19 protein-coding genes and 5 pseudogenes are annotated in these 21,244 nt (G+C 61.2%); 10 read left to right on the top strand and 14 right to left on the bottom strand.

The window, feature by feature from the left end; all coding sequences use genetic code 11:
* Nucleotides 1-47 precede the first annotated feature (47 nt).
* On the top strand, nt 48-1,589 hold the full coding sequence (locus RHIBR816_RS0118110) for a DUF1254 domain-containing protein (protein WP_084811110.1): 1,542 nt from the start codon (nt 48-50) through the stop codon (nt 1,587-1,589).
* A gap of 592 nt (nt 1,590-2,181) precedes the next feature.
* Nucleotides 2,182-2,738: pseudogene (gene petA / locus RHIBR816_RS34370) on the top strand (ubiquinol-cytochrome c reductase iron-sulfur subunit).
* A 97-nt stretch (nt 2,739-2,835) separates the two neighbouring features.
* Here petA and RHIBR816_RS34365 read toward each other — a convergent pair.
* Nucleotides 2,836-3,551 (bottom strand): annotated as a pseudogene (locus RHIBR816_RS34365) (L,D-transpeptidase).
* A 187-nt stretch (nt 3,552-3,738) separates the two neighbouring features.
* On the opposite strand from RHIBR816_RS34365, the gene RHIBR816_RS36170 reads away from it, so the two are divergent.
* Complete coding sequence (locus RHIBR816_RS36170; RefSeq protein ID WP_084811109.1) at nt 3,739-4,107, top strand: hypothetical protein; 369 nt, start codon at nt 3,739-3,741, stop codon at nt 4,105-4,107.
* Here RHIBR816_RS36170 and RHIBR816_RS0118085 read toward each other — a convergent pair.
* The 7 genes from RHIBR816_RS0118085 to RHIBR816_RS0118060 all read right to left on the bottom strand — a co-directional run bounded on the left by RHIBR816_RS0118085 (nt 4,023) and on the right by RHIBR816_RS0118060 (nt 9,841).
* Entirely contained in the window at nt 4,023-5,378 is a 1,356-nt protein-coding gene (locus RHIBR816_RS0118085; protein ID WP_018237991.1) for an adenylate/guanylate cyclase domain-containing protein, read from the bottom strand. The genes RHIBR816_RS36170 and RHIBR816_RS0118085 overlap by 85 nt on opposite strands.
* Nucleotides 5,379-5,490: 112 nt before the next feature.
* Nucleotides 5,491-5,775, bottom strand: coding sequence for a copper-binding protein (locus tag RHIBR816_RS0118080; protein ID WP_018237990.1), 285 nt, complete (start codon nt 5,773-5,775; stop codon nt 5,491-5,493).
* A 19-nt stretch (nt 5,776-5,794) separates the two neighbouring features.
* On the bottom strand, nt 5,795-6,274 hold the full coding sequence (locus RHIBR816_RS0118075) for a plastocyanin/azurin family copper-binding protein (RefSeq protein ID WP_026187141.1): 480 nt from the start codon (nt 6,272-6,274) through the stop codon (nt 5,795-5,797).
* Nucleotides 6,275-6,313: 39 nt separating this feature from the next.
* Nucleotides 6,314-7,663 carry a multicopper oxidase family protein gene (locus RHIBR816_RS0118070; protein ID WP_026187140.1) on the bottom strand — a complete coding sequence of 450 codons (1,350 nt, stop codon included), beginning with the start codon at nt 7,661-7,663 and terminating at the stop codon, nt 6,314-6,316.
* A 14-nt stretch (nt 7,664-7,677) separates the two neighbouring features.
* Nucleotides 7,678-9,141, bottom strand: coding sequence for a TolC family protein (locus RHIBR816_RS0118065; RefSeq protein ID WP_018237987.1), 1,464 nt, complete (start codon nt 9,139-9,141; stop codon nt 7,678-7,680).
* Nucleotides 9,138-9,365 carry a hypothetical protein gene (locus RHIBR816_RS38475; RefSeq protein WP_084811108.1) on the bottom strand — a complete coding sequence of 76 codons (228 nt, stop codon included), beginning with the start codon at nt 9,363-9,365 and terminating at the stop codon, nt 9,138-9,140. The genes RHIBR816_RS0118065 and RHIBR816_RS38475 overlap by 4 nt, the downstream gene beginning before the upstream one ends.
* A 95-nt stretch (nt 9,366-9,460) precedes the next feature.
* Nucleotides 9,461-9,841 (bottom strand): hypothetical protein, encoded by a 381-nt coding sequence (locus tag RHIBR816_RS0118060; RefSeq protein ID WP_018237986.1) that lies wholly within the window; start codon nt 9,839-9,841, stop codon nt 9,461-9,463.
* Between the two features lie 248 nt (nt 9,842-10,089).
* Between RHIBR816_RS0118060 and RHIBR816_RS38005 the strand changes: the two are divergent.
* The 5 genes and pseudogenes from RHIBR816_RS38005 to RHIBR816_RS38000 all read left to right on the top strand — a co-directional run bounded on the left by RHIBR816_RS38005 (nt 10,090) and on the right by RHIBR816_RS38000 (nt 12,845).
* Nucleotides 10,090-10,547: pseudogene (locus tag RHIBR816_RS38005) on the top strand (YqaA family protein).
* A 475-nt stretch (nt 10,548-11,022) separates the two neighbouring features.
* Nucleotides 11,023-11,218, top strand: a pseudogene (locus tag RHIBR816_RS36155) (DUF305 domain-containing protein); the annotation flags it as partial.
* A 30-nt stretch (nt 11,219-11,248) separates the two neighbouring features.
* Nucleotides 11,249-11,551 (top strand): four-helix bundle copper-binding protein, encoded by a 303-nt coding sequence (locus RHIBR816_RS0118045; RefSeq protein ID WP_018237982.1) that lies wholly within the window; start codon nt 11,249-11,251, stop codon nt 11,549-11,551.
* A 110-nt stretch (nt 11,552-11,661) separates the two neighbouring features.
* Nucleotides 11,662-12,462, top strand: coding sequence for an FAD-dependent monooxygenase (locus RHIBR816_RS39055; RefSeq protein ID WP_084811107.1), 801 nt, complete (start codon nt 11,662-11,664; stop codon nt 12,460-12,462).
* Between the two features lie 29 nt (nt 12,463-12,491).
* Nucleotides 12,492-12,845, top strand: a complete 354-nt coding sequence (locus RHIBR816_RS38000; RefSeq protein ID WP_198294177.1) for an FAD-dependent monooxygenase — start codon at nt 12,492-12,494, stop codon at nt 12,843-12,845.
* Nucleotides 12,846-12,855: 10 nt separating this feature from the next.
* Here RHIBR816_RS38000 and RHIBR816_RS0118030 read toward each other — a convergent pair whose 3' ends face one another.
* Nucleotides 12,856-14,946, bottom strand: coding sequence for a copper-translocating P-type ATPase (locus RHIBR816_RS0118030; protein ID WP_018237979.1), 2,091 nt, complete (start codon nt 14,944-14,946; stop codon nt 12,856-12,858).
* A 330-nt stretch (nt 14,947-15,276) separates the two neighbouring features.
* On the opposite strand from RHIBR816_RS0118030, the gene RHIBR816_RS0118020 reads away from it, so the two are divergent.
* The gene (locus tag RHIBR816_RS0118020; RefSeq protein ID WP_018237978.1) at nt 15,277-15,834 is read left to right on the top strand and encodes a cytochrome c; all 558 of its coding nucleotides are present in this window, start codon (nt 15,277-15,279) and stop codon (nt 15,832-15,834) included.
* Nucleotides 15,835-15,860: 26 nt separating this feature from the next.
* Here the strand turns inward: RHIBR816_RS0118020 and RHIBR816_RS38465 are convergent, their stop codons facing one another.
* The 3 genes and pseudogenes from RHIBR816_RS38465 to RHIBR816_RS38450 all read right to left on the bottom strand — a co-directional run.
* Nucleotides 15,861-16,124 (bottom strand): hypothetical protein, encoded by a 264-nt coding sequence (locus RHIBR816_RS38465; protein WP_245262617.1) that lies wholly within the window; start codon nt 16,122-16,124, stop codon nt 15,861-15,863.
* On the bottom strand, nt 16,100-16,360 hold the full coding sequence (locus tag RHIBR816_RS38460; protein ID WP_245262615.1) for a hypothetical protein: 261 nt from the start codon (nt 16,358-16,360) through the stop codon (nt 16,100-16,102). The genes RHIBR816_RS38465 and RHIBR816_RS38460 overlap by 25 nt, the downstream gene beginning before the upstream one ends.
* A gap of 739 nt (nt 16,361-17,099) precedes the next feature.
* Nucleotides 17,100-17,228 (bottom strand): annotated as a pseudogene (locus RHIBR816_RS38450) (Cu(I)-responsive transcriptional regulator); the annotation flags it as partial.
* A 104-nt stretch (nt 17,229-17,332) separates the two neighbouring features.
* Here RHIBR816_RS38450 and RHIBR816_RS37995 point away from each other — a divergent pair.
* On the top strand, nt 17,333-17,551 hold the full coding sequence (locus tag RHIBR816_RS37995; protein ID WP_018237977.1) for a hypothetical protein: 219 nt from the start codon (nt 17,333-17,335) through the stop codon (nt 17,549-17,551).
* A gap of 752 nt (nt 17,552-18,303) precedes the next feature.
* Here the strand turns inward: RHIBR816_RS37995 and RHIBR816_RS34350 are convergent.
* Together RHIBR816_RS34350 and RHIBR816_RS0117995 are read right to left on the bottom strand one after the other, a co-directional pair.
* Nucleotides 18,304-19,572, bottom strand: coding sequence for an MFS transporter (locus tag RHIBR816_RS34350; RefSeq protein WP_018237976.1), 1,269 nt, complete (start codon nt 19,570-19,572; stop codon nt 18,304-18,306).
* Nucleotides 19,573-19,670: 98 nt separating this feature from the next.
* Nucleotides 19,671-21,164 carry an ABC transporter substrate-binding protein gene (locus RHIBR816_RS0117995; RefSeq protein ID WP_026187137.1) on the bottom strand — a complete coding sequence of 498 codons (1,494 nt, stop codon included), beginning with the start codon at nt 21,162-21,164 and terminating at the stop codon, nt 19,671-19,673.
* Between the last annotated feature and the right edge of the window lie 80 nt (nt 21,165-21,244).

Below are 21,244 nucleotides of genomic sequence, written 5' to 3'. Positions count from 1 at the left end.
GGTCAATGAGACAAGGGCCCGGTCTGACGGGCATAGAGGTAAGTTCAATGACGACACGATCCATTTTGACGTGGGGTTGCAGCGCGATTGCAGGCTGCCTCATTCTCACGACCGCTCTGGCTTCGTTGCCTGCAGTAGCACAGGAGCAATTCGATCCGAAATATTCGGCAAAGGTTCCCGCATACATCAAGACACCGGATACGGTTGAGACACGGATCGGAACGCTCAAGTTTTTCGACGGCTTGCCGGACAAGGAAACCGTTCAGAAGGTCTATGACAACCTAGACTTCGCCCGAGGCGTGGAGGCCTTCTTGTCCGGAATTCCCGCCGCGTCGGTCTATGCATTGTGCGAAGGAATGAGCCAAGCCGGTGTGACGAGGAACACTCACATCGGAATAATGGAAGACCTGATGGACGCGCGATCCTTGTTCCTCACGCCCAACTCCACCACGGTTTATGTGTTTATGTGTCTCGACCTCAAGGAGGGGCCGGTCGTCGTGGATGTGCCCCCCGGCGTGCTCGGGCCTGTCGACGATGCCTACTTTCGCTGGGTGACCGACGTCGGACTAACGGGACCCGACAAGGGCGAAGGCGGGAAATACCTTTTCGTGCCTCCTGGCTATACGGGCGCTCTGCCGAAGAGCGGCTATCATGTTGCCACGCCAAGCACTTACGGCAACCTGATCTTCTATCGCGCCTTCGTGAAGGACGGTGACATTGCAGCTGCATCCAAAAGTGTCAAGGCGAAGGCACGCATCTATCCTTTGTCAGCCGCTCAAAGCCCGCCTACGCAAGCCTTCGTTAATGTTTCTGGGAAGCAATTGAACACGATCCACGCCAACAGCTTCCGCTTCTACGAGGAGATAAACGAGGTCGTTCAGCATGAGCCAGGTGACGCCTTCGACCCCGAAATCGTTGGCCTCTTCGCTTCCATAGGCATTAAGAAGGGGCAGCCGTTCGCTCCTGATGCACGCATGAAGGCAATCCTCACGGATGCAATCGCCGTCGCCAACGCAACCGCCCGCGCCATTGTGTTCGCTCCTCGCGACGAGCGAGTGATGTTCTATCCAGATCGGCAATGGGGGACAAGCTTCGTCGGCGGCAGCTATGCCTTCCTCGACAATGGCGAACGGATGCTCGATGCGCGGACCCAGTTCCACTATTACGCGACGGGCATCACACCGGCCATGGCCGACGCAAAGCCAGGCACCGGTTCAGCCTATGCCTATGCTGCCCGTGACAGCAAAGGGGAGTATCTCGACGGCGGCAAGACGTACAAGATCACGCTTCCCGCTCCGATCCCAGCGGCCAACTTCTGGTCGTTCATGGTCTACGACGGGCAGACCCGCTCGATGCTGGAAACCGATCAGAAGCTCGCTGGGATCGATAGCACGCAGGAAGATATCCAGAAGAACCCTGACGGATCGGTGACGATTTGGTTCGCTCCAAAACCGCCTGCCGGTCACGAAACGAACTGGGTGCAGACAGTCTCGGGTAAGAGCTGGAACTCGCTACTTCGCCTTTATGGCCCGCTTGAACCGTGGTTCGACAAGACATGGAAGCCAGGTGATTTTGAACTGGTGAACTGAAACTTAGTCATCCCGTGCTTTCGGTACTGGTTTGCCGAGGCGCGGGATGGCCGCTCTAAGCTTCCCCTGTTTCGTCGTCGCCCTATTCGTGGGTGAGGATTCCGGAACCATCGCCTTATGGCCGCTGAACATTAGGGGGCACAGATATACGGTGGCGAGATCATCGATCGGTCTCGACCGGCAAAGTCGCAAGGTCACCGCCAGCGCTATCGCCGAGCGGCCGCTTCGGGTCGATCTTTCCGGTCTAGATCCCATCGCAGCAGGGTGGTGAGCGGAAGTCCAATGCGAAGAACCTGGACGCGGCTTTGCAGGACAAGCTGCCATTCCAGTCGCCACTCTACAGCGGGTCAGATTGGTCAGCATGCATGGTCGAAAATCATTGCGAGCCTCAGTTGATCCCCCCTCTAATCAGGAAGCGCAGCGTTAGATCGAACGACGGCTCGCGGAACCCACAAGATTTTCCGCCGATCGCGAGCGAGTGCCCCCGCCTTTCCTTGCCTATCCATACCGAATAAAATCGATTGCCGAATATTGCGGGCAATGACCGCCTGGATGGTGACGAGTGCCGTCAGGAAATGCAGCGTTTCTGGCGATGAACGAGACAGCCGAGCCTACCAAACGTGATTTTCTCTATCTGGTGACCGCCATGGCCGGGGCCGTGGGTGTGGGGGCCGCCTCCTGGCCATTCATCGACCAGATGCGCCCTGATGCGTCGACGCTTGCAATGGCCTCTATCGAGGTGGACATATCGTCCTTGGTGGAAGGCATGTCACTAACCGTAAAATGGCGGGGCCGGCCAGTCTTCATTCGCAACCGCACTCAGCAGGAAGTCGAGGCAGCACGAGCGACTGCGCTTGATGATCTCAAGGATCCTTTGGCGCGGAACGCCAACCTTGGCGATGAGCAGCCGGCGACCGATCTCGCCCGCTCTGCAGGTGAGGGGAAGGAGAACTGGATTGTGATGGTTGGAGTGTGCACGCACCTCGGCTGCGTGCCTCTCGGACAGGCGGGGGATTTCGCGGGCTATTCTGCCCTTGCCACGGATCGCACTATGACACTGCCGGGCGCGTCCGGAAGGGGCCCGCACCGGAGAACCTTGCGATTCCCCCGTTCGGGTTCACCTCGGAAACCGTCGTTCGCATCGGATAAGCCGCGCACCATAAGCCGCTGCACCTGTGCAGCACCCGTAAACCGGCGGTACAGAGCGCGCCTTTCCGGCTCCAGCCCCGCTTGGGTGCGCAACTTTCTAGGATCGGTCCGGCTTGTCGTTTGACAGGTCCGTGACAAGAATGGGGGTTCCGTCCGCAACGCGGTTATAGAGATCGATGACATCCTGGTTGATCATCCGGACGCAGCCGGACGAGACATGTTTGCCAATCGTCCACCATTCCGGCGATCCGTGAACGCGGTAGAGCGTGTCCTCGCCATTTTGGAAAATGTAGAGAGCGCGGGCTCCGAGCGGATTGTCGGGACCGGGCTCCATTCCGCCGCGCTCCAGACTGTATTTTTTCAGCTTGGGCTCCCGCTCGATCATCTCATCGGCTGGTATCCAGCGGGGCCATTTGCGCTTGTACTGCACGACACCATGGCCCGACCATTCGAAACCGGCGCGGCCCAGGGCGACGCCGTAGCGTATCGCCTGACCCTTCACCTGCACGAGGTAGAGGAAGTGGCTCCCGACATCGACCACGATCGTGCCGGGCGGCTCGCCTGTCGGGTCGGCCACGACTTGTCGGTGAAACGGGGAGCGATCTTTTGGTAAGGAACCGCCGGTACGGGATAAGATTCTGTCGACCTCTGCCCGTACATCTCCGCCAGGATTGAGCCGGCGCCTGAAGCGCGCGGCAGACGGCCGTTGTTTGTCGGCTCGCCCAGGGCGGCTGTGTGGCCCGTCAACCCGAGCGCCACCGCCGTTGCAGCTAGTTTCAAGAACGAGCGGCGATTGACCTCATGTCCATGCATGCTCCTTCACCTGTCTCCGGTCTCTCGCACTCAGCCGCGGACGAAAACGAAGACGCTTTGATATTGATCCTGATTTTTGAACGGGGGACAGGCGGCATCAGTTCCGCTGGGATCGCGGAAATGGTGATCGCCGACGAGGTCTCGTCGTGATACAGTCAGTCCAGCGCATGAACCATGGGAGGTGGGAATGCGTGAGCTTGCATTCGCACTTGCGGCTGTGATGTTTGTCGCTCCGATCGCGGGTGCCGAGGAGCCTGTTGTTTTCCATAAAGCGCAGTTCGACGACGCCACCGTCGTCAGCCTAGGGCTCGTCAGTAATAGGATGACGGAACGACCCGGATACGACTACGACGTGGTCATCTCGCTTTCGCAGACCGACGCCCATAGCGGGGCGATCTACAGCGATCCCGGACAGCATCGGGCACTGGTCAAGTGCGGTGATCCGGCCAAAGTGTCGGTCAGGGGTGTCGACTACACGGTACCTACATCCGGCGCAGGCGGAGAGGACTGGAAGACGGATCTCTGGAGAGCCGTCTGCGAGACGCCCGTTTCGTAGGCCGGCGCACGTTCGACACCTCCGGAAGCGTTCTCTCGCAGCAGGTAGCACACGTCTATGGGGAGCCGCCGCCCCGGCAGGGGGGCTGCCTTCAGCGAAATCCATGCCGCGGCCGGAGCCGGGCTTCGCAGGCGGGCGACCAGCTCGGATGAGATCACGAGAGGCGCATCGAGCGACTTCGCTAAGGTTTCAAGGCGCTGGGCCACGTTCACCGCGTCGCCAATGACGGTGAACTCGCTGTGGCAGCCGCTGTCCAGAACACCGCCGACGACGGTGCCATAATGCAGTCCAATCGCTGCATCGAGCGCGGGATAGCCATTCCGAACGCCGTGATTTCTCCAGTCGTTCAGAGCGTCAACCAGGTCGAGCGCACATGCGAGTGCCCTGTCCGCATCGTCTTCCGTGGGCCGCGGCTGCCCGAACACGGCCATGACGCCGTCGCCGATGAACTTGTCGACGGTTCCTCCGTGGTCAAAGATTGTCTGAGACACGAGCTGACGATACTCAGCCAGCACGAATGCCAGCTCGCGGGCAGTGGCGGTTTCAGCAAAGCTGGTGAAATCGCGAAGATCGATAAACATGATCGCTGCGTTGCGGCGCTCGAGGCCGAGAGCTTGCCCCCTTTCCTGCAGTTCCGAGACGATCAGTGGGGAGAAGAACCGCGAGAGATTGTGCCGGCGCTGGTTCGCCTTGAGGGCCTCCTTGCGCGTTCGGTCATGATCGCGCGCAAGCAGGTAAATCGCAAAGGCGGTGAAGCCGAAGCTGACCGTTAGGCCGAGATCCTCATTGAAGAACGACGCAAGCAGCGACGTGACGCTGGCGGTGTGGTGCCTGGCCGCCGTGATCGCCAGCATAGTCACCCAGGCCGTGAGGACGATGCCGGAAAACACCAGCACAAGACGACGGTCGAGCTTCAGACCCACATGAGTGAGCACAATGAAGGCAACCACCAGGCTCGTCGTCGTTAGGTTATGGTTCTCGGTGACCGGTCCAGCAAGAATATGCGCGTAGAGGATTAAGGTGACGAGCAGGGCATCAAGGACGACGAACAGGGTCTTCAGCCAGGAGCGTCCGGGCAGCAAACGTGCGGTCGCGACGGAAGCGACGCTGATGACGAAATAGCTGATGACAACGACACGCTGCGTGGTCTCGGCACCTTCTCTGCTGCCGAGTATGAGGTTAGCGAGCAGGATTGCGAACGCAACGAACCGCAAGAGGATGGCGCGGACTTCGCGCTCGAAATCCCAGTGGGGATGAAGTGAAGACGTCATGTCTGTCCGCTTGCACTGAGATCGGGTTGTTTGACGACCTGGCCACCCGCTTCCTCCCTGCCGGATGGATGGAACGGGACGCGGCCCAATCCTGGCCGCGTCCCGTTCGCTACTACTTGACCTGTGTGACGGTCAGCTTGCCGTTGACGCGCTCGGCGACGAATTCGATGTTCGCGCCTTCCTTCAGCTTCTCCAGCATGGCGTCGTCCTGGACGCGGAACACCATCGTCATCGCGGGCATGTCGAGAGACTTCAGCTCTTCGTGGATCAGCGTCACCTTCTTCGCTTTGGCGTCGATCTTCTTGACGGTGGCCTTGGTGAACTCGGCGGCGAGAGCGCCGTAGGCGGTGCCAAGGGCGACGGTGGAGGCGAGGGCGAGCTTGACGAACGTTTTCATATGAGGCTCCTTTCGATGATTACTTCTTGGCAACCGTGATGTCGCCGTGCATGCCTGCGTCGTAGTGGCCGGGCACCAGGCAGGCGATCTTGAACGTGCCGTCATTGGTGAACTTCCAGATGATTTCGCCGGACTTTCCGGCCGCGAGACGGATGGCGTTTGGATCGTCATGTTCCATCTCCGGGAACTTCTCCATCACCGCCTTGTGCTCCATGATCTTGTCTTCCTGATCGAGCACGAACTCATGGTCGAGTTCGCCCGCGTTCTTGATTGCGAAGCGGACGGTCTGGCCCTTGCGGACCTTGAAGGTCGACGGCGTGAAGATCATCTTGCCGTCTTCCTTCTCCTTCATCGTGACCTGGATGGTCTGGGTGGCGTTGGTTTTCTTGCCGGGTTCGCCGACCGCCATGGCCTCGCCATGGCCGCCTGCGTGATTACCACCAGCGAGTGCCGGAGTGGCGAGCGCGGCGACGAGAAGTCCGAAGGTTGCAGCTTTCATCGTGTAGTCCTTTGGTTGGTTGAACATCGGCACGCGGCATCATCCGTGTTTCGAACGTTTCGGCGTGATCTGGGTCTTTGCGTCCTTGGCCTTGGTCCAATCGGGAAGCTCGCCCGTCCATTCCCAGGCCTGGGTGCCGGGCGGGTTCTCGTACCAGCCGGGATCGGTATAATCGTCGGTCGAGATGCCTTCGCGCACCTTGACGACCGAGAACATGCCGCCCATCTCGATGGGGCCGTGTGGACCCCAGCCGGTCATCATCGGCACTGTGTTCTCGGGAATTTCCATTTCCATTTCGCCCATGTCGGCCATGCCTTTAGTGCCCATCGGCATGTATTCGGGCTGGAGCTTCTTGATCTTCTCTGTGACCTTCGACTTGTCGACGCCGATGAAGGTCGGGATATCGTGCCCCATGGCGTTCATCGTGTGGTGCGACTTGTGGCAATGGATCGCCCAGTCGCCGACATATTTGGCGTCGAACTCGTATGCCCGCATCGCCCCGACCGGGATGTCGATGCTGACCTCGGGCCAGCGTGCTTCCGGCCGCACCCAGCCGCCGTCGGTGCAGGTGACCTCGAAGTCATAGCCATGCATGTGGATCGGGTGGTTGGTCATGGTGAGATTGCCGACCCGGACGCGCACCCGGTCGTTCTTGGAGACGACGAGCGGGCTAATGTCCGGAAATACGCGGCTGTTCCAGCACCACATGTTGAAGTCGGTCATTTCCATGACCTTCGGCACGTAGGAACCGGGGTCGATGTCGTAGGCGTTGAGCAGGAAGACGAAGTCCCGGTCGACGGGCATGAACTTCGGGTCCTTCGGATGGACGACGAAGAAGCCCATCATCCCCATCGCCATCTGCACCATTTCGTCGGAATGCGGGTGGTACATGAAGGTGCCGGACTTCACGAGGTCGAACTCGTAGACGAAGGTCTTGCCGACGGGGATGTGCGGCTGCGTCAGCCCGCCGACGCCGTCCATGCCGGAGGGCAGAATCATGCCATGCCAGTGGATCGTCGTGTGCTCGGGCAGCTTGTTGGTGACGAAGATGCGCACCCGGTCGCCCTCGACCGCCTCGATAGTCGGTCCCGGCGACTGGCCGTTGTAGCCCCAGAGGTAGGCAATCATGCCTTCGGCCATCTCGCGCTCGACCGGCTCGGCGACGAGGTGGAATTCCTTGACGCCGTTGTTCATGCGGTAGGGGAGCGTCCAGCCGTTAAGAGTGACGACGGGATTGTAGTCGGGGCCGGAGGTTGGACGGACCGGGGCTTGAGTCTCCGCCGTCTCCATAACGGCTGCCTCGGGAAGCCCCATGTTGGAGGTCTTCGCCCAGGCGGCGGTCGACACCAGTGCAGCGCTCGCGCCTAATAACTGTCTTCTGTTGAACATTGTCTGTTCCTTTCTCAGTGGCCGCCACCGCCGCTCTCGGCGGCTGCCGCGACTTCCGTTTCGCCGGAAGCCGCTCCTGCGCCGCCGCCATAGATGGCGGGGGCGAGATTGGCCTCGGCCAGCCAAAAATCGCGCTTGGCGTTGACGGCAAGCAGGATCGAGTTGACCTTGTCGCGGCTATCGGCGAGCAGTTCGAAGGTGTTGGTGATCATCGCGTTGTAGGTGAGGAGGGATTCCTCTTCGATCTTGGTCCGCAGCGGCACGACGCTGTTCCGGTAGTGCCGGGCGATATCGTAGTTGGCGCGGTAAGCCTGGTAGGCGGAGCGGGCCTCCGAGCGGACGTTGACCGCCTTTTCCGCCAGCAGGTTCGCCGACCGCATGTAAGCCAGTTCCGCCTTGCGCATGCGGGCCCTGCCGCTGTCGAAGATTGGAATGACGAATTCGAGTTCGGCAATGCCTGTCGTCTCGGTCTCGACGTTGCCGTCTTCCTTTTCCCTTTCGGTCTCGAAGCCGGTCAGGAGTTCGAGGTCAGTGACGTAACGGGTTGCTTCCGTCAGCTTGTAGGATTTGGCTGTCGCTTCGAGGTCAAGTTTCGCCATCTGGAGATCGACACGGCGTTGCAACGCTTCCGCCTCGATCAGACCGCGCTTCATCAGACCTTTCGGCAGGGACGGCAGGCGGTTCGGCACGTGGTAGTCGATGTCCGAGCCCCAGACCCCCATCAACCGCGTCAGCTCTTCCTTGGCGAGCCGGGCCTCCAACCGCACCTTCGCAGACTGTCCTGCCAGCTCGGCGTAGAAGACGTGCTCGCGAGCCTGGGAGCCCTTCGTCATGGCTCCGGTCTCGCCGAGCTTCTGGGCGAGTTCCGAGGCGGCGTCGGCCGCCGCCTGCGCCTGGTTGAGCTGACCGACCGTCTCCCAGGCGGCGACGGCATTGATCCAGGCGCGACGCGTGTCTGCAGCGAGCTGCAGGGTGCGCAGCGCGGCGTTCAACTGCGCCTGCCGGAACCGGGTGTCGGCGATGGCGATATCGCGCTCGCGCGTGGCGAGCGCCAGGATGTTATTTGCAATCACACCCTCGACGGACCTGAATGCCTCGATCCCCGGCGCTCCGATACCGTTGAGGCCAATGGCGACCGTCGGATTGACAAGCATTGTCGACTGCCAGGCGTCGGCAGCCGAGTCTCCAAGATCGGCATAGGCGGCCTGCAGCCCCTTGTTGTTGAGCAGAGCGACCTGGACGGCGGTTTCGACGTCGATGGTCTTCTTCGCCATCAGCGTCTTCACGCGGTCGGAGACGATGCGGGCCTGCTGCTGGTTCTGTACCCAGACCGTCTGCTTGCCCGCAGCCTCAGCGGTCTTGCCCTTGACCAAGGAAAACCCGGCATCCTTCGCTGCGTACTCGGTCGTGGAAACGCAACCGCCGAGTACCAGCGGCAAGACGAGCGTCGCAGCGAGTTTCATCTTGGCTCTGATCATGACGCGTCTCCTTCGGGAGCCTGCACGTCATTCTGATTGCGCCACGGCTTGGGATCGACCGGGACACGGTGGGTGTAGCCCGAGACCGGGCTCGTATATCTGATAGGGCGGACTCCGACCTGGGAGGTGGCGAGGTCGCCTGAAGCAATGACATCGGGAGGCAATGTGGTAGCGCATCCGCTTGCGAAAAGCGGCAATGCGACCACGAAGAACAATGGTTTCATGGTTTTATCCGAATAGGAAATTGGAGTGGGGGCTCGAGAGCAACCTCGCTCGCGAACACTCCTGAGACCCGTGAGAAGAACGGGTGAGGTCCTATTCAGATGTTCGGGGGTCGGTGCAGAGGCGGAAGTTCGCCCGTGGTCCGGGCGTCGTCGATGAACTCGCGGAAGGAGGCTACCCGCGGTCCACCAACAGGCTCGGCGGCCGCGACAATCGCCATGCTGACGCAGAATCCCTTGCAGCACTCGGTTTTCGCGAGCTTCTGCGCATCGTCTGGGGAGGATTTCTGGTCGCCGTGTGTATGTCCGCCGCTCCCCATCTCATGATGATGGCTGTCGGACTGCGCGACTTCAGGATTGGCCGAAGTGCTATGCATGGCCGCAGAGGCGGCCGGCAATGAGTAAACCGTCAGCGACATGACAATCGCCAAGCGGAGCAGAACCAACATCTTTTGCAATGTGATTCGAAACATACCCATGCCCGAGGACTACCATCGGTTCCGAAGTTGTCAATCGTCAGCTCGTATCAACACGCGATTCGCGTCGATAGTGTGGCACTGCTACAGCGATAAACTTAACCTCGCCGCAGATTTGAGTTCTAAGGATTACGATCGTGGTAAGGTCAATCGAAGAAATGGACAAGATTGCGATTTGGTGCCGTTGGGTGGTGGGGTGATGACGGTACTTCCGCCGACCAACCAATAATACCAAGCTTGAGCTCGGCCGGATGCTGGAATTATGCGCGTACCTTGGGTTGTTCGTTGTCGCCTTCGGCGCGGCAACCTTGCTGCCGTTTCAGTCGGAACCGGTGCTCGTGGGCCTTCTGCTGTCCGGAGAGTTCTCCATCGCTGGACTTGTCGCCGTTGCAAGCGTCGGAAATGTCCTCGGCGCTGTTTGCAACTGGGTTCTCGGACTTTTCATCGACCGCTTCCACGACCGGCCGTGGTTCCCGGTTAAGCCGTCATCCCTGGATAGGGCCAGCGCGTGGTATGGACGCTACGCTATGGCCGCTGGTCGCTGCTTCTTTCCTGGATGCCGCTGTTCGGCGATGCCTTGACCGTGCTTGCCGGAGTGCTGCGGGAGCCGCTGTGGTCCTTTCTCATCCTGGTGACGGTCGCAAAGACGGGACGCTATCTTCTCTTGGCGGCAGCAACACTCGGAACGAAGGCGGCGATCGGCTTCTGATCCTATTTCGCACAGCCCCTACGGGAACTTTCGCCGACAGGGCGGGTTTGGCCGGCGAAAGGGAACCGGCCCGATGCCCGTCCTGACAACAATATCCCGGCTCATCCGGATAGCCGTCCTATGCTTCGCCATGGTCAATCTCCATGGTCTTGCGGCGGCGCCAATTTCCAGGCGGACCACCAGTGCCCATCAATAGCTGCGTCGGATTACGACGGCTTCCAGAAGGCGCTCCGGTCCGGACCCTGCTGCCCAAAACTTCACTGCTGCCCGATCCTGCAGGTGCCGGCATTCGAAACCATGCACGAGGCTTCACGAACCGCACCGCCGCTGCTTGCCCTGGCGCAGCCGTTCCTGCTGGTGCGGGCGCTCTATCCTCCCCCCAAACCTCGGCTTGCCTGACCAGACACCCAAGCAAGTTCTATCGTGAGATGACAGGAGAATGAAATGAACAGAATCCTCAGGACCGCGGTCATGCATGATGGCAAAGGATCCGGACGTAGCGTTCGTCTGCGGCATGATCGCCCACCACACGGCGGCGATCAACATGTCCGAGGTCGAGTTGAAGTATGGCGACGACCAGCAGGCGAAGTCGATGGCCGAGAAGATCATCGCAGCCCAGAAGAAGGAAATCGAAGAGATGACCCGAGTGGGTCAAGGAACACGCGAAGTGAGCCCTTCAGTCTCTCGAAAGGAGGTTTGCCATGCATCATCGTCAATCGCCGGAAATGAAAGCCTGCATCGCCGAGTGCCTGTCCTGGAACCAGGAATTGGGCGGCGAGCATATCGAACCGAGGCACTTCAGGTTGATCTCGGCTTGCGCTGAGATCTGCCGGGCGGCGGCGCATTTCATGCTGATCGGCTCGGAATATCACAAGCACGTCTGCCGAGAGTGCGCCGAAATCTGCACCGAGTGCGCGGCGGACTGCCAGCGGATCGGCGATATGCAGAGCTGTGTCGATACCTGCCGCCGATGCGCCGAGAGCTGCGGCAAGATGGCGGCCTAGTTCGGATCGCACAGGAGAGCGGTATTCGGACTTGGGCCACAACTGAGCTGCGCCCCAAGCCGTGACGGCACCGCTAGGCATCCGGTAGCGCGAACACCTTGCGCTACCGGATGAAGAAAGGACACAGCATGCGCGCAGTGATCGTTGGCGCGGGTATTGCCGGATTAGCGGCGGCACAGGGCCTACGTCTCATTGGATGGGATACGGAAATTTACGAACAGGCCGAGGCGCTCGAACCTCTTGGAGCGGGCCTTAGTCTCAGCGCCAATGCGCTTAGGGGCCTCCGCACGCTTGGTCTCTATGACCTGGTCACTGCCGCGGCGCAGCCGATCCAGCAGCTCGAGCTGCTGGACCAGGGCGGAAGGGTGCTGCAATCCACCGACTTCCAGGAACTCGGGCGCCGTTACGGACATCTGGCGATGGCCGTGCTGCATCGAGGCGACCTTCACAAAGCGCTTCTTGCGAAACTCCCTGAAAGGATGATCCGGACGGGCATGGAGTGCGTCGGCGCACGCGAGACCGACGATCGTATCGTACTGGATTTCGCAAGCGGCGAAGCAGTCGAAGCTAATTTCGTCGTCGCCGGCGACGGCATTCACTCTGTCGTGCGCAAGGCGCTCTTTCCGGAATCGCGTGAGCATTTTGCCCGCTACACGTGCTGGCGGGCAATCGCTCCGTACGTGCCTGGTGACATGAATCGGGCTCGCCTTACCGAGAGTTGGGGGCGGGCAAGCGATTCGGTCTCGCCGCCTTGCCAGGCGAGCGAGTCTACTGGTTTGCCTGTTGCGGCGCCGAAAGGAGAGATGATCCTACCCTGGAGAAGCTCGATCTGGAGGGTGTCCAGGACATCTTTGCGGACTTCCATGAGCCGATCCCGGAGGTGCTCAATCGCACGCCTGCGGATGCGTTGATCTGGACCGACATTCTCGATCTCGATCCAATGTCCTCGTTCACCGCTGGCAAGGTCGGGCTGCTGGGGGATGCAGCCCATGCGGTAACGCCGGACCTCGGGCAGGGGGCCGGCCTCGCCATCGAGGATGCCGCCATTCTTGCGGCGTTGCTCGGACGCCTTCCCGTTCAGCGAGCCTTGAGCGAATATGACGCGCGGCGGGTCGATCGTGCGCGCCGCATAGCGACCGCATCTAGGCTTTATGCGCGAGTGGCGCAATGGAGCAATCCGCTCGTCGTTCCGCTCCGCAATTTGCTTATGAGCAGCATTCCACATGGCTTCATGGACCGGCAGCTCAATGCCGTTCTCGACATCGGTTTCGAGCCCATTCGCTCAGCCGCATGAGATCGCAGTTTCATTTCTGTAAAGTCCTCAGTCTGAGCGAATTGCCGATCACGCTGACCGACGAGAGCGCCATCGCCGCGGCGGCTATAATCGGCGAGAGCAGGAGGCCGAAAGCGGGGTAGAGGGCGCCGGCGGCGACCGGCACGCCGGCGGCGTTGTAGATGAAAGCGAAGAACAGGTTCTGCCGGATGTTCCGCATCGTCGCATGGCTCAACTGACGCGCCCGGACGATGCCCTGCAGATCGCCCTTAAGCAGGGTGACGCCGGCGCTCTCGATCGCCACGTCGGTTCCCGTCCCCATGGCGATGCCGACATCGGCGGCCGCCAGGGCAGGGGCGTCGTTCACCCCGTCGCCGGCCATGGCGACGATGCGGCCTTCGTCGTGCAGGCGCGTGACGATCTCGCTCTTGTGCTCCGGCAGGATTTCCGCTTCGACCTCAGTGATGCCGAGCTTCCGTGCAACGGCATCGGCGGTCGTCTTGTTGTCCCCGGTGAGCATGACGACGCGTATGCCGTCCTTCACCAGCGCCTCTACCGCGGCGGGCGTTGTCTTCTTGATCGGGTCGGAGATGGCGAATAGCCCACCGACGCGGCCATCGACCGCGGCAAAGATGACGGTCGCGCCTTCACCGCGAAGAGCCTCCGCCTTGTCGGCGAGCGGGGTTAGATCCACGCCTTCCTCGGTCATGATGCGGCGGCTCCCGATGACGAGCCTTCGCCCGTCCACCACGCCGGTGACGCCCTTGCCGACCGGGGTGTCGAAGTCTTGCGCCCCGCCGAGCGCCACACCGCGTTCACTGGCAGCCTCGACGATTGCTGTTGCGAGCGGGTGCTCGCTCGACCGCTCTAAGGTGGCGGCCAGCCGCAGCAGCCCGTTCTCGGCGAGACCGTCGCTGGCGACGATCGACGTGACCTTCGGCCTGCCTTCCGTCAGGGTGCCCGTCTTGTCAACGACGAGCGTGTCGACCTTTTCGAATCGTTCAAGCGCCTCGGCGTTCTTGATCAACACGCCCTGGCGCGCGCCCTGTCCGACGCCGACCATGATCGACATCGGAGTGGCGAGGCCGAGAGCGCAGGGGCAGGCGATGATCAGCACGGCGACGGCGCTGACAAGCGCATGTGCAAAACGCGGCTCCGGTCCAAGTGACATCCAGGTTGCGAAGGCGATGACGGCGATGAGAATGACGGCGGGGACGAACCAGCCGGAGACATCGTCCGCGAGCCGCTGAATGGGCGCGCGTGAGCGCTGCGCCTCCGCGACCATTCTGACGATCTGAGACAGCATGGTGTCGCGACCGACCTTTCCGGCCTCCATGACGAAGCCGCCCGTCTTGTTCATGGTGCCGCCAATCAGGTTGGCACCCGTTTCCTTGGTGACGGGCATCGACTCCCCGGTGATCATCGATTCATCCACGGAGCTGCGGCCCTCGACGAGGACGCCGTCGACCGGGACCTTTTCGCCGGGGCGAACGCGCAGCCGGTCGCCGACCGCGACCGCCTCGAGTGGCACGTCTTCGTCGGTGCCATCGCCGCGGACGCGTCGGGCGGTCTTCGGCGCGAGGTCCAGCAGTGCCCGGATGGCACCTCCAGTCTGCTCGCGGGCACGCAGTTCAAGCACCTGGCCGAGCAGGACGAGCACGGTGATGACGGCGGCCGCCTCGAAGTAGACCGGAACGGAGTCGTCGGGGGACCGGAGCGCCGTTGGGAACAGACCGGGAGCGAGCGTTGCGACCACGCTGTAGATCCAGGCGGCACCAGTTCCCATGGCGATCAGGGTAAACATGTTGAGGTGTCTGGTGACGAGGGACTGCCAGGCCCGTTCGAAGAAGGGAGCGCCCGCCCAGAGGACAACGGGCGTCGCGAAGACAAGCTGCAGCCAGTTCGAGGTCCGAGGACTGAGCAGCATGTGGAGATCAACAAGATGGCCCCCCATCTCGAGGATCAGAACCGGGATGGTGAGCGCCAGTCCGATCCAGAACCTCCGCCGCATGTCGACAAATTCCGGACTGGGACCCGTTTCGGCGGTCACGACTTCGGGTTCGAGGGCCATACCGCAGATCGGGCAGTTGCCCGGGCCGATCTGCCGCACCTGCGGGTGCATCGGGCATGTGTAGATGACCTCCTCGCGCTGTTTCGTGCGCGGTGCCTGGGCGGACTCTGCAGCGATATTCCCGGTGGCGGGATGATGGTGATGGTGGTGTTCGTGCCCATCAGGCTGGTGTTTGTGTTCATCCATGGCCAACAGCTCCAGGTCGGGACCGGCTCACCAAGCAAAGATAGAGCCGGAAGCTTCAGGGCCAATGCCACGCCCCAAAATGGCCAATATCGCTGACGATCTCGCTCGAGGCTTGGGGGCTCACATTGCGGCGAGGGTCGAAACAGTTACCTTGATCCTGGTCAACACAGTCGACGTGTTAGGAAGGGTTTCTGAATGGGCCCAACAGCGGTGAAGATGTTCGGTCTCATTCTGCTGGCGAGCGCAGGCGCAGCCGGGACGGCGGCACAAGGCCTGCAGTCGGACAACGTCTCCCAAAGGCAGCAGGGTATGAAGGCAATGGCGGCGGCCGCCAAGACCATCAATGCCATGTTCAAGGGATCGTCGGCCTATGACGCGAAGGCTTTCAAGGCCGCCGCTGAAACCATAGGGTCTCACTCGGGGGAAGGTATGTCGTCCCTCTTTTCTGGCTCCGTCACCGCACCGGGTTCCAAAGCCAGCGCCAGCATCGAAGCCGAACGCGAGCAGTTCAACAAGCTCGCCGCCGACCTTGGCGGCTATGCTACCGCGCTCTCAGCCGCGGCGGATCGCAATCCGGATGCCCTCAGTCCTCAGATGCGCATGCAGGGTGGCGATACGATGATGGGCGGTCCGCTTGCGAGGAAACCGCAGGCCGCACGAGACGTCGCTTCGATGCCCGCCGAGCACGCCTTTCACCTGATGCTGCAGACCTGTACCTCCTGCCACGCCAAGTTTCGGACGAAGAACGAATAGCCGGAGGCCAGAACCAACTCGTATCGCTACGGTCGTTCCCGGATTTGGCTCTGCTGCTTTCGCCAACCGTATCGCGTCAGACCGCGCGGCTTGTAGATCGAAAGCACCGTCGTCATGAGCAAGACGAAGATCCCACCGGCGGCGTGGACGACGAGCGAGCGCCTCATGCCGAGAAGATCGACTTCCGCCAAGCCTTTCGCGGCCGCGCCCGCGACGTAGCTTATCAAATCCATCTGTAGCAGCAGCACGACTGCGGTCAGCAGGGTCAGCAGTGTCGGAACAGGCCCCAAGTGGTGCCGAGCGCCTGCACGAGGCCCGTAAGGAGCGACGCGAAAACCAACGGGACTATGACGAGGCGTGCGATGGCGTCCATCGCGACATACGGGCTTTGCGCCGTCTCACCTCCCGTGCTGACCAGCCCGACTAGGCCGAGCGCCAGGAAACACGCCACCGCACCAAGTGAACTGACCGATGAAATGACATGAAGAACGAGGGTGAATTTGCGGAGGGCAGCAGGCATTGTCATGGGCGGTCATTTGCGGACGGCGTTTCGCTTGCGGGAGACATGTGGCGGCCCGGCCCGTGGGGACCGCCGATGTCAAACGCGATGACAATCGCCGCCAGCAGTACGAGCATAGCGGCAACGACCCCGGAGATTTTCACCCAACGCGGCATGCCAGGATAAGGGGACTGATCTGCCATCTTTGCTCGCCTCTTGGCCATTGCTTATTTGGATAGCGCAATTCTACATGATGGATCACTAACACTAGCTCCCGACCGTCGGCGGCGTAGGATCGTTTGCGCTTGAGGGGGCGTTCGAATGACTTTCAAACCGTTCTCAGTTTCGGTGATCAGCTTTCGCCGTGATGTCGATTGGCCTCGTTGTACCGAGCGACGCCCACGATGCCAGCAGTGGGTGGACCTATCCTCCGACCTGCTGCAAGGGCAAAGATGTCGGACGGGCTGTGACGCGATCCCGTTGGGACGTCAGCAAGGGCCGCCGAGGGTTCTCGGTTATCCTCCAGCCCGGCGACCATTACCTCGCAACCAGACCCCACAGTTTTTTCATTCCTTACGGAAACTAGTTTCCGTCTGGAGACGCAATTACCATATCCGCCATCATCCGACGGAAGACAATATAAACTGCTTTTTCGCGTCGCCTGATAAGGCCTGACGCATTGGGGTTTGACGACCCGGTCATTTCAGCGAAGTAGCACGGCGCTGACGTCGCTTCGTTCGTTTCCGCCCCTGTTGGCGATTTCCTAAATGATTGGACAGTCCGGCCGATCATCGCCATGGCAGTGGCTGGCGAAGATGCCTCAGCGTCTGGTCATTTCCTGGATAGCGGCAATCTTGCGCTCCAACTCGGCGACGTGGCTACAGGGGCACGGCTTGCTTCTGAGTCCCGTTGTCGCCGGCGGCTAACTCTGTCTCGATGATCATGTGGCTTGACCTTGCCACCGTTGTAAGCCCTAGCATTATCGGGTGGAGACTACTTATGACGAACCCTCGCCACAAATTGGAGGAGGACATCCTCGTGCTGTTCGAACGGGCGTGTCGCCTGCGCGAACTCGCTGTGGCTGAACACCTGTTGCGAGCATTGGAAGCGGCTACCGAAGCGAACGACCCTGACAGACTGGCTGATGACAGCGGCGCGCTAGCGGATGCTTACCGTGCCGTCGCAAGAATGCGGCCATATCGCCGGCGCTCGCGCTGACGCAGTGCCCGCAGGTCATGTCGGGGATATTAGGATGGTGCATTTGGAAGTCTCCTTTTATCTGACTTGCCCCAAAATCGAGTTTCCAACGATGGCGGGGTCAAGGGGGTGTGCGAAAATCTTTGCCGATGTTGGCGCGCGCGGCGCACCATCTTCGCTGGTGTTGTTTGCTGCTGGCCATTGCTTATGACCAGGTCGAGAGGGGCGGCGGAAGGCATCCCCCGGTTCGCGACTTTCCAAGCTGTCAGCAGATGGGAGGTTGAACGGAGTAGCAGCTAGGCGTCTTTACCGAGGCCCTGAACAAGAGGATTCGCCATGCGCACACGAGACCGCCCGCACGTATGCTGTTTCTGCACTTCGGCTTCGTCGTTGCCGTCTGCATTGGAAGGGAGGCGTCGGCGCATAGCTCCCCGTCGGGATGGTATTATTCCTATCAGTGCTGTAGCGATCGGGACTGCCAACCGGTCCATGGTGCCGCCATCACGGAAGGACCGGAAGGAATGCGCTTGAGCGGATCGGTCGTTTTTCGTCGCTGAGGACCTCACTGAAGCCTGGCATATCGTTCTGGTAGCTCCCGGCCACAATCGCGCCTGCCCCCCGTGGTCAGAGGGCAGAGTACGCGGTCGGGATGATGCTACGTGTGACCGGAGGCGTCATGTGGCCGGCGCGGGCATCCAGCCGCTCCTTCCTTGACCTCAAGGGTGAGCCCGTTCACTTCGAACATTTGGGAAGAGTGCGTTCAAAACGGCGCCTCATTGCTCGCGGCGATCGTCGCTGACGACAGCCGCTACGGCCGCATGATCGGCGGGCCAGACGAGCGCGGCGACGAGCAGCCCGGCCGCGGACATGGCGGCGAGAATTGCGAAGGTGAATGCGATGCCGACGGCCGCACCCGCCATCCCGGCCGTCAGATAGGCAACGAACCAGCAGGCATGGGTCAGTGCAAACTGGGCGGCAAAGAGAACGGACCGGTCCGACCTGCCTGCCGCCCGCGCGACTAATCGGCCGGCCGGCGTGAGGATCAGTGCATAACCCGACCCAAGGACCAACCAGAGCAGCAACACAGTTGCATAGCCGGTGACCGCAGCACCGGCCCCCAAGCCGCCCGAGCAGAGACACGCGCCCGCCAGCATCACGACACGTTCCGGAAAGCGGTCGAGCAGCCTCGGTATGAGCATGGCGGCCGACATGGATCCAACGCCGAAAACACCGACTGCAAGGACAGTGGCTTTCGGCCCGAGGCCCAGTTCCGACTGGACGATTACAACCGTGTTGACGAGCACCATGGCGCTGGCGGTAGCCGCGCAGAAGGTGAGGGCGAGAAGACATCGCAGCATCGGCGTGCCGAGATAAATCCGAAGACCTTTCACCGCGCGCGCGCCCACGCCGCGACCGACGGAGGGATTCTGCGCCGGGAGAGACACGGACGCGACCAAGGCCGCCGAAACCAAAAACCCTGCGACAGCAACGATGAAAAGCCCCTCGAGCGGGACGAGGCTCAGGAGGAGAAGGGCGAGCAGGGGACTCGCCACCGTCTCCATGTCGTAGGAGAGCTGGGTGAGTACTAGTGCCCGGGTGTAATCCTTCTCGTCGGGCAGGATGTCGGGAATGGTGGCCCGCACGCTCGGCACGAGACCGGCGGAAACCGAATGCAGCAGCACGATCAGGAGGTAGACCTGCCAGACTTCCGTGACGAATGGGAAGAGGAACATCACCGCCCCGCGGGCGATTTCGAGCCCGATCAGGACGCTGCGTCGGGAGAACTGCTCAAGCCCGGCGGTGACGAAGGGAGAAAGTCCGACCGTGGTCAGCGTCTTCAGGGCAAGCGCCGTGCCGAGCACAGCGCCGGCCGCACTGCCGGCCAGTTCGAAGGCCATGAGCCCGAGCGCGACGGTCGCCAGCCCCGCCCCGACGAGCGAGGCGACCTGTGCCAGGTAGAATGCACGGAAGGTCGGATTGGAGAGGACACTGAGCATCTGACGCGCCTGCAGGTTCTGGAATCTGGCCGTTCCGACGCGCATAACTGCGCCTGCCGACGCATGGACTGAAGTGCGCGGGGAGAGATTGCGTCGGTGGGGGATCGCTCGGAACAGAAGCCCGCGCGATCCCGAGATGACAGTTATTCGACGGAAAGATCCTTGGTCATGAGGTAGTAGACCAAAGGATGCATGTCGTAGTTCTTCACCCGCTCGCTACGGGCGTCGAATGACGTCTCGTTCACCAGATAGATGGTGACCGCCTCATCGAAGAATTTCTTGGCAAGCTGCGCATAGATCTCGTATCGCGCCTGCGGATCGATGAGCGAGGATGCCTTCTCGATTAGTGCGTCGACGTCTTCCGAGCAGTAATGCGACATGTTGTAGCTGCCGCCGCAGGAATAGTCTGCCGTCAGAAAGCCGAAGGGATCGGCAATATCGGTGAGATATCCACGCGACATCAGCGCCATGTCATAGTCGCCGGAGATCATCTGGGGTTCGATCGCGGTATACTCGGCCACGCGCAGATTGACCTTGATGCCGATCTCGCCAAGTTGCGCCTGGATGATGGCACCGACATCCTTCAGTTCGGTCCTTGCCGTATAGGCCAGGAGTTCAAGCTGCAATTGTCCGGGCCGGATTCCGGCCTCCTCCAGCAGCGCCTTCGCACGAGCCGGATCGTAGATCGGTTTGATGCCTTTCGGCGCCCAGGGATCGTCAGGCTTGAAGGCCGAAGCCGCCGCCGTCACCGTGCCTTCATAGACGCTGGCGGCAATCCCCGCGCCGTCGATTGCGGCCTGGATGGCCTGGCGGACGCGGACGTCGTTGAGCGGTTCCTTCTTGTTGTTGAGCAGCAATTCGGTCACGCGCGGCGTTTTAAGCTGTATCAGGTCGATCCCCTCCGCCCCTTCCAGTTGCTTGACGCCATGGGCCGGGATCAGCCGTGCGATATCGGCCTCGCCGCTGCGAACCTGGGTCATGCGGGTGTTGGCATCGGGAATGAAAACCACCATGCCGCCCTCGAGCGCGGGCTTGCCGCCCCAGTAATTGTCATTGCGCTTGAATTTCAGATATTCCTTCGGCTTGACTTCGACGATCTCGAAGGGACCGGTGCAACGGCCGACAGGGTCGATCGTCGCGCCCTGATAGGCGGCCGGCGACAGGATGGTGGTGTTGGGCGCGGCGAGTTGCGCCGGCAGCAGGACCGAAGGGGTCTGGGTGGTGATGCGGACCACCTTCTCCCCGACCGCTTCCACCGACTTGATCAGTTTGGGCGAGAAGGGCCGCGCCGGCATTTCTGCCGCCAGCAGATGGTTGAGCGCGCCGGCCGCCGCTTCAGCGGTCAGCGGCGCACCGTCCTGGAATTTGACGCCATCGCGCAGCGTGAACTCCCACACGGTCGGTTCGACCTGTTTCCACGACGTGGCGAGACCCGGCTCGAGCTGCAATTGCCAATTGAGACGCACAAGCGTCTCGAAACAGCCGGCGCGGCTACCAAGGTAGGAATCGTCGCTGGCCATCTGCCAATTGGTCTGAACCGTCTGAAAATCGGCATAGGTCAGCGTTTTGCCTTCCTGGGCCATGGCACTTGTAGCCAAAGCCGTTACGCAGACTGCCGCCATTGTGTATCGCTTCATCTTCTGTTCCTCCTCCTGTTTTGTTTCGTATCGACTACCCTGCCAGCCGGTATCCGACCCCGAGGGCCATGTGCTGTCAT

It is taken from the genome of Ensifer sp. BR816, assembly GCF_000378985.1.
Taxonomy (GTDB): Bacteria; Pseudomonadota; Alphaproteobacteria; order Rhizobiales; family Rhizobiaceae; genus Sinorhizobium.
Note: the sequence above shows the minus strand (reverse complement) of the source record. Positions and strands in the feature narration are given on the sequence as shown.

Excerpts from the sequence above, each read along its gene's own strand:
- RHIBR816_RS39055 (WP_084811107.1), top strand. The coding sequence starts at position 11,662 with ATGAAGAAAGGACACAGCATGCGCGCAGTGATCGTTGGCGCGGGTATT.
- RHIBR816_RS0118075 (WP_026187141.1), bottom strand. The coding sequence starts at position 6,274 with ATGAAAGCTGCAACCTTCGGACTTCTCGTCGCCGCGCTCGCCACTCCG.
- RHIBR816_RS34350 (WP_018237976.1), bottom strand. The coding sequence starts at position 19,572 with ATGCGCGTCGGAACGGCCAGATTCCAGAACCTGCAGGCGCGTCAGATG.
- RHIBR816_RS0118085 (WP_018237991.1), bottom strand. The coding sequence starts at position 5,378 with ATGACGTCTTCACTTCATCCCCACTGGGATTTCGAGCGCGAAGTCCGC.
- RHIBR816_RS0118070 (WP_026187140.1), bottom strand. The coding sequence starts at position 7,663 with ATGTTCAACAGAAGACAGTTATTAGGCGCGAGCGCTGCACTGGTGTCG.
- RHIBR816_RS0118045 (WP_018237982.1), top strand. The coding sequence starts at position 11,249 with ATGCATCATCGTCAATCGCCGGAAATGAAAGCCTGCATCGCCGAGTGC.
- RHIBR816_RS38000 (WP_198294177.1), top strand. The coding sequence starts at position 12,492 with ATGTCCTCGTTCACCGCTGGCAAGGTCGGGCTGCTGGGGGATGCAGCC.
- RHIBR816_RS36170 (WP_084811109.1), top strand. The coding sequence starts at position 3,739 with ATGCGTGAGCTTGCATTCGCACTTGCGGCTGTGATGTTTGTCGCTCCG.
- RHIBR816_RS37995 (WP_018237977.1), top strand. The coding sequence starts at position 17,333 with ATGACGAACCCTCGCCACAAATTGGAGGAGGACATCCTCGTGCTGTTC.
- RHIBR816_RS0118060 (WP_018237986.1), bottom strand. The coding sequence starts at position 9,841 with ATGGGTATGTTTCGAATCACATTGCAAAAGATGTTGGTTCTGCTCCGC.
- RHIBR816_RS38460 (WP_245262615.1), bottom strand. The coding sequence starts at position 16,360 with ATGACAATGCCTGCTGCCCTCCGCAAATTCACCCTCGTTCTTCATGTC.
- RHIBR816_RS0118110 (WP_084811110.1), top strand. The coding sequence starts at position 48 with ATGACGACACGATCCATTTTGACGTGGGGTTGCAGCGCGATTGCAGGC.
- RHIBR816_RS0118080 (WP_018237990.1), bottom strand. The coding sequence starts at position 5,775 with ATGAAAACGTTCGTCAAGCTCGCCCTCGCCTCCACCGTCGCCCTTGGC.
- RHIBR816_RS38475 (WP_084811108.1), bottom strand. The coding sequence starts at position 9,365 with ATGAAACCATTGTTCTTCGTGGTCGCATTGCCGCTTTTCGCAAGCGGA.
- RHIBR816_RS0118030 (WP_018237979.1), bottom strand. The coding sequence starts at position 14,946 with ATGCACCCGCAGGTGCGGCAGATCGGCCCGGGCAACTGCCCGATCTGC.
- RHIBR816_RS0118020 (WP_018237978.1), top strand. The coding sequence starts at position 15,277 with ATGGGCCCAACAGCGGTGAAGATGTTCGGTCTCATTCTGCTGGCGAGC.
- RHIBR816_RS0118065 (WP_018237987.1), bottom strand. The coding sequence starts at position 9,141 with ATGATCAGAGCCAAGATGAAACTCGCTGCGACGCTCGTCTTGCCGCTG.
- RHIBR816_RS0117995 (WP_026187137.1), bottom strand. The coding sequence starts at position 21,164 with ATGAAGCGATACACAATGGCGGCAGTCTGCGTAACGGCTTTGGCTACA.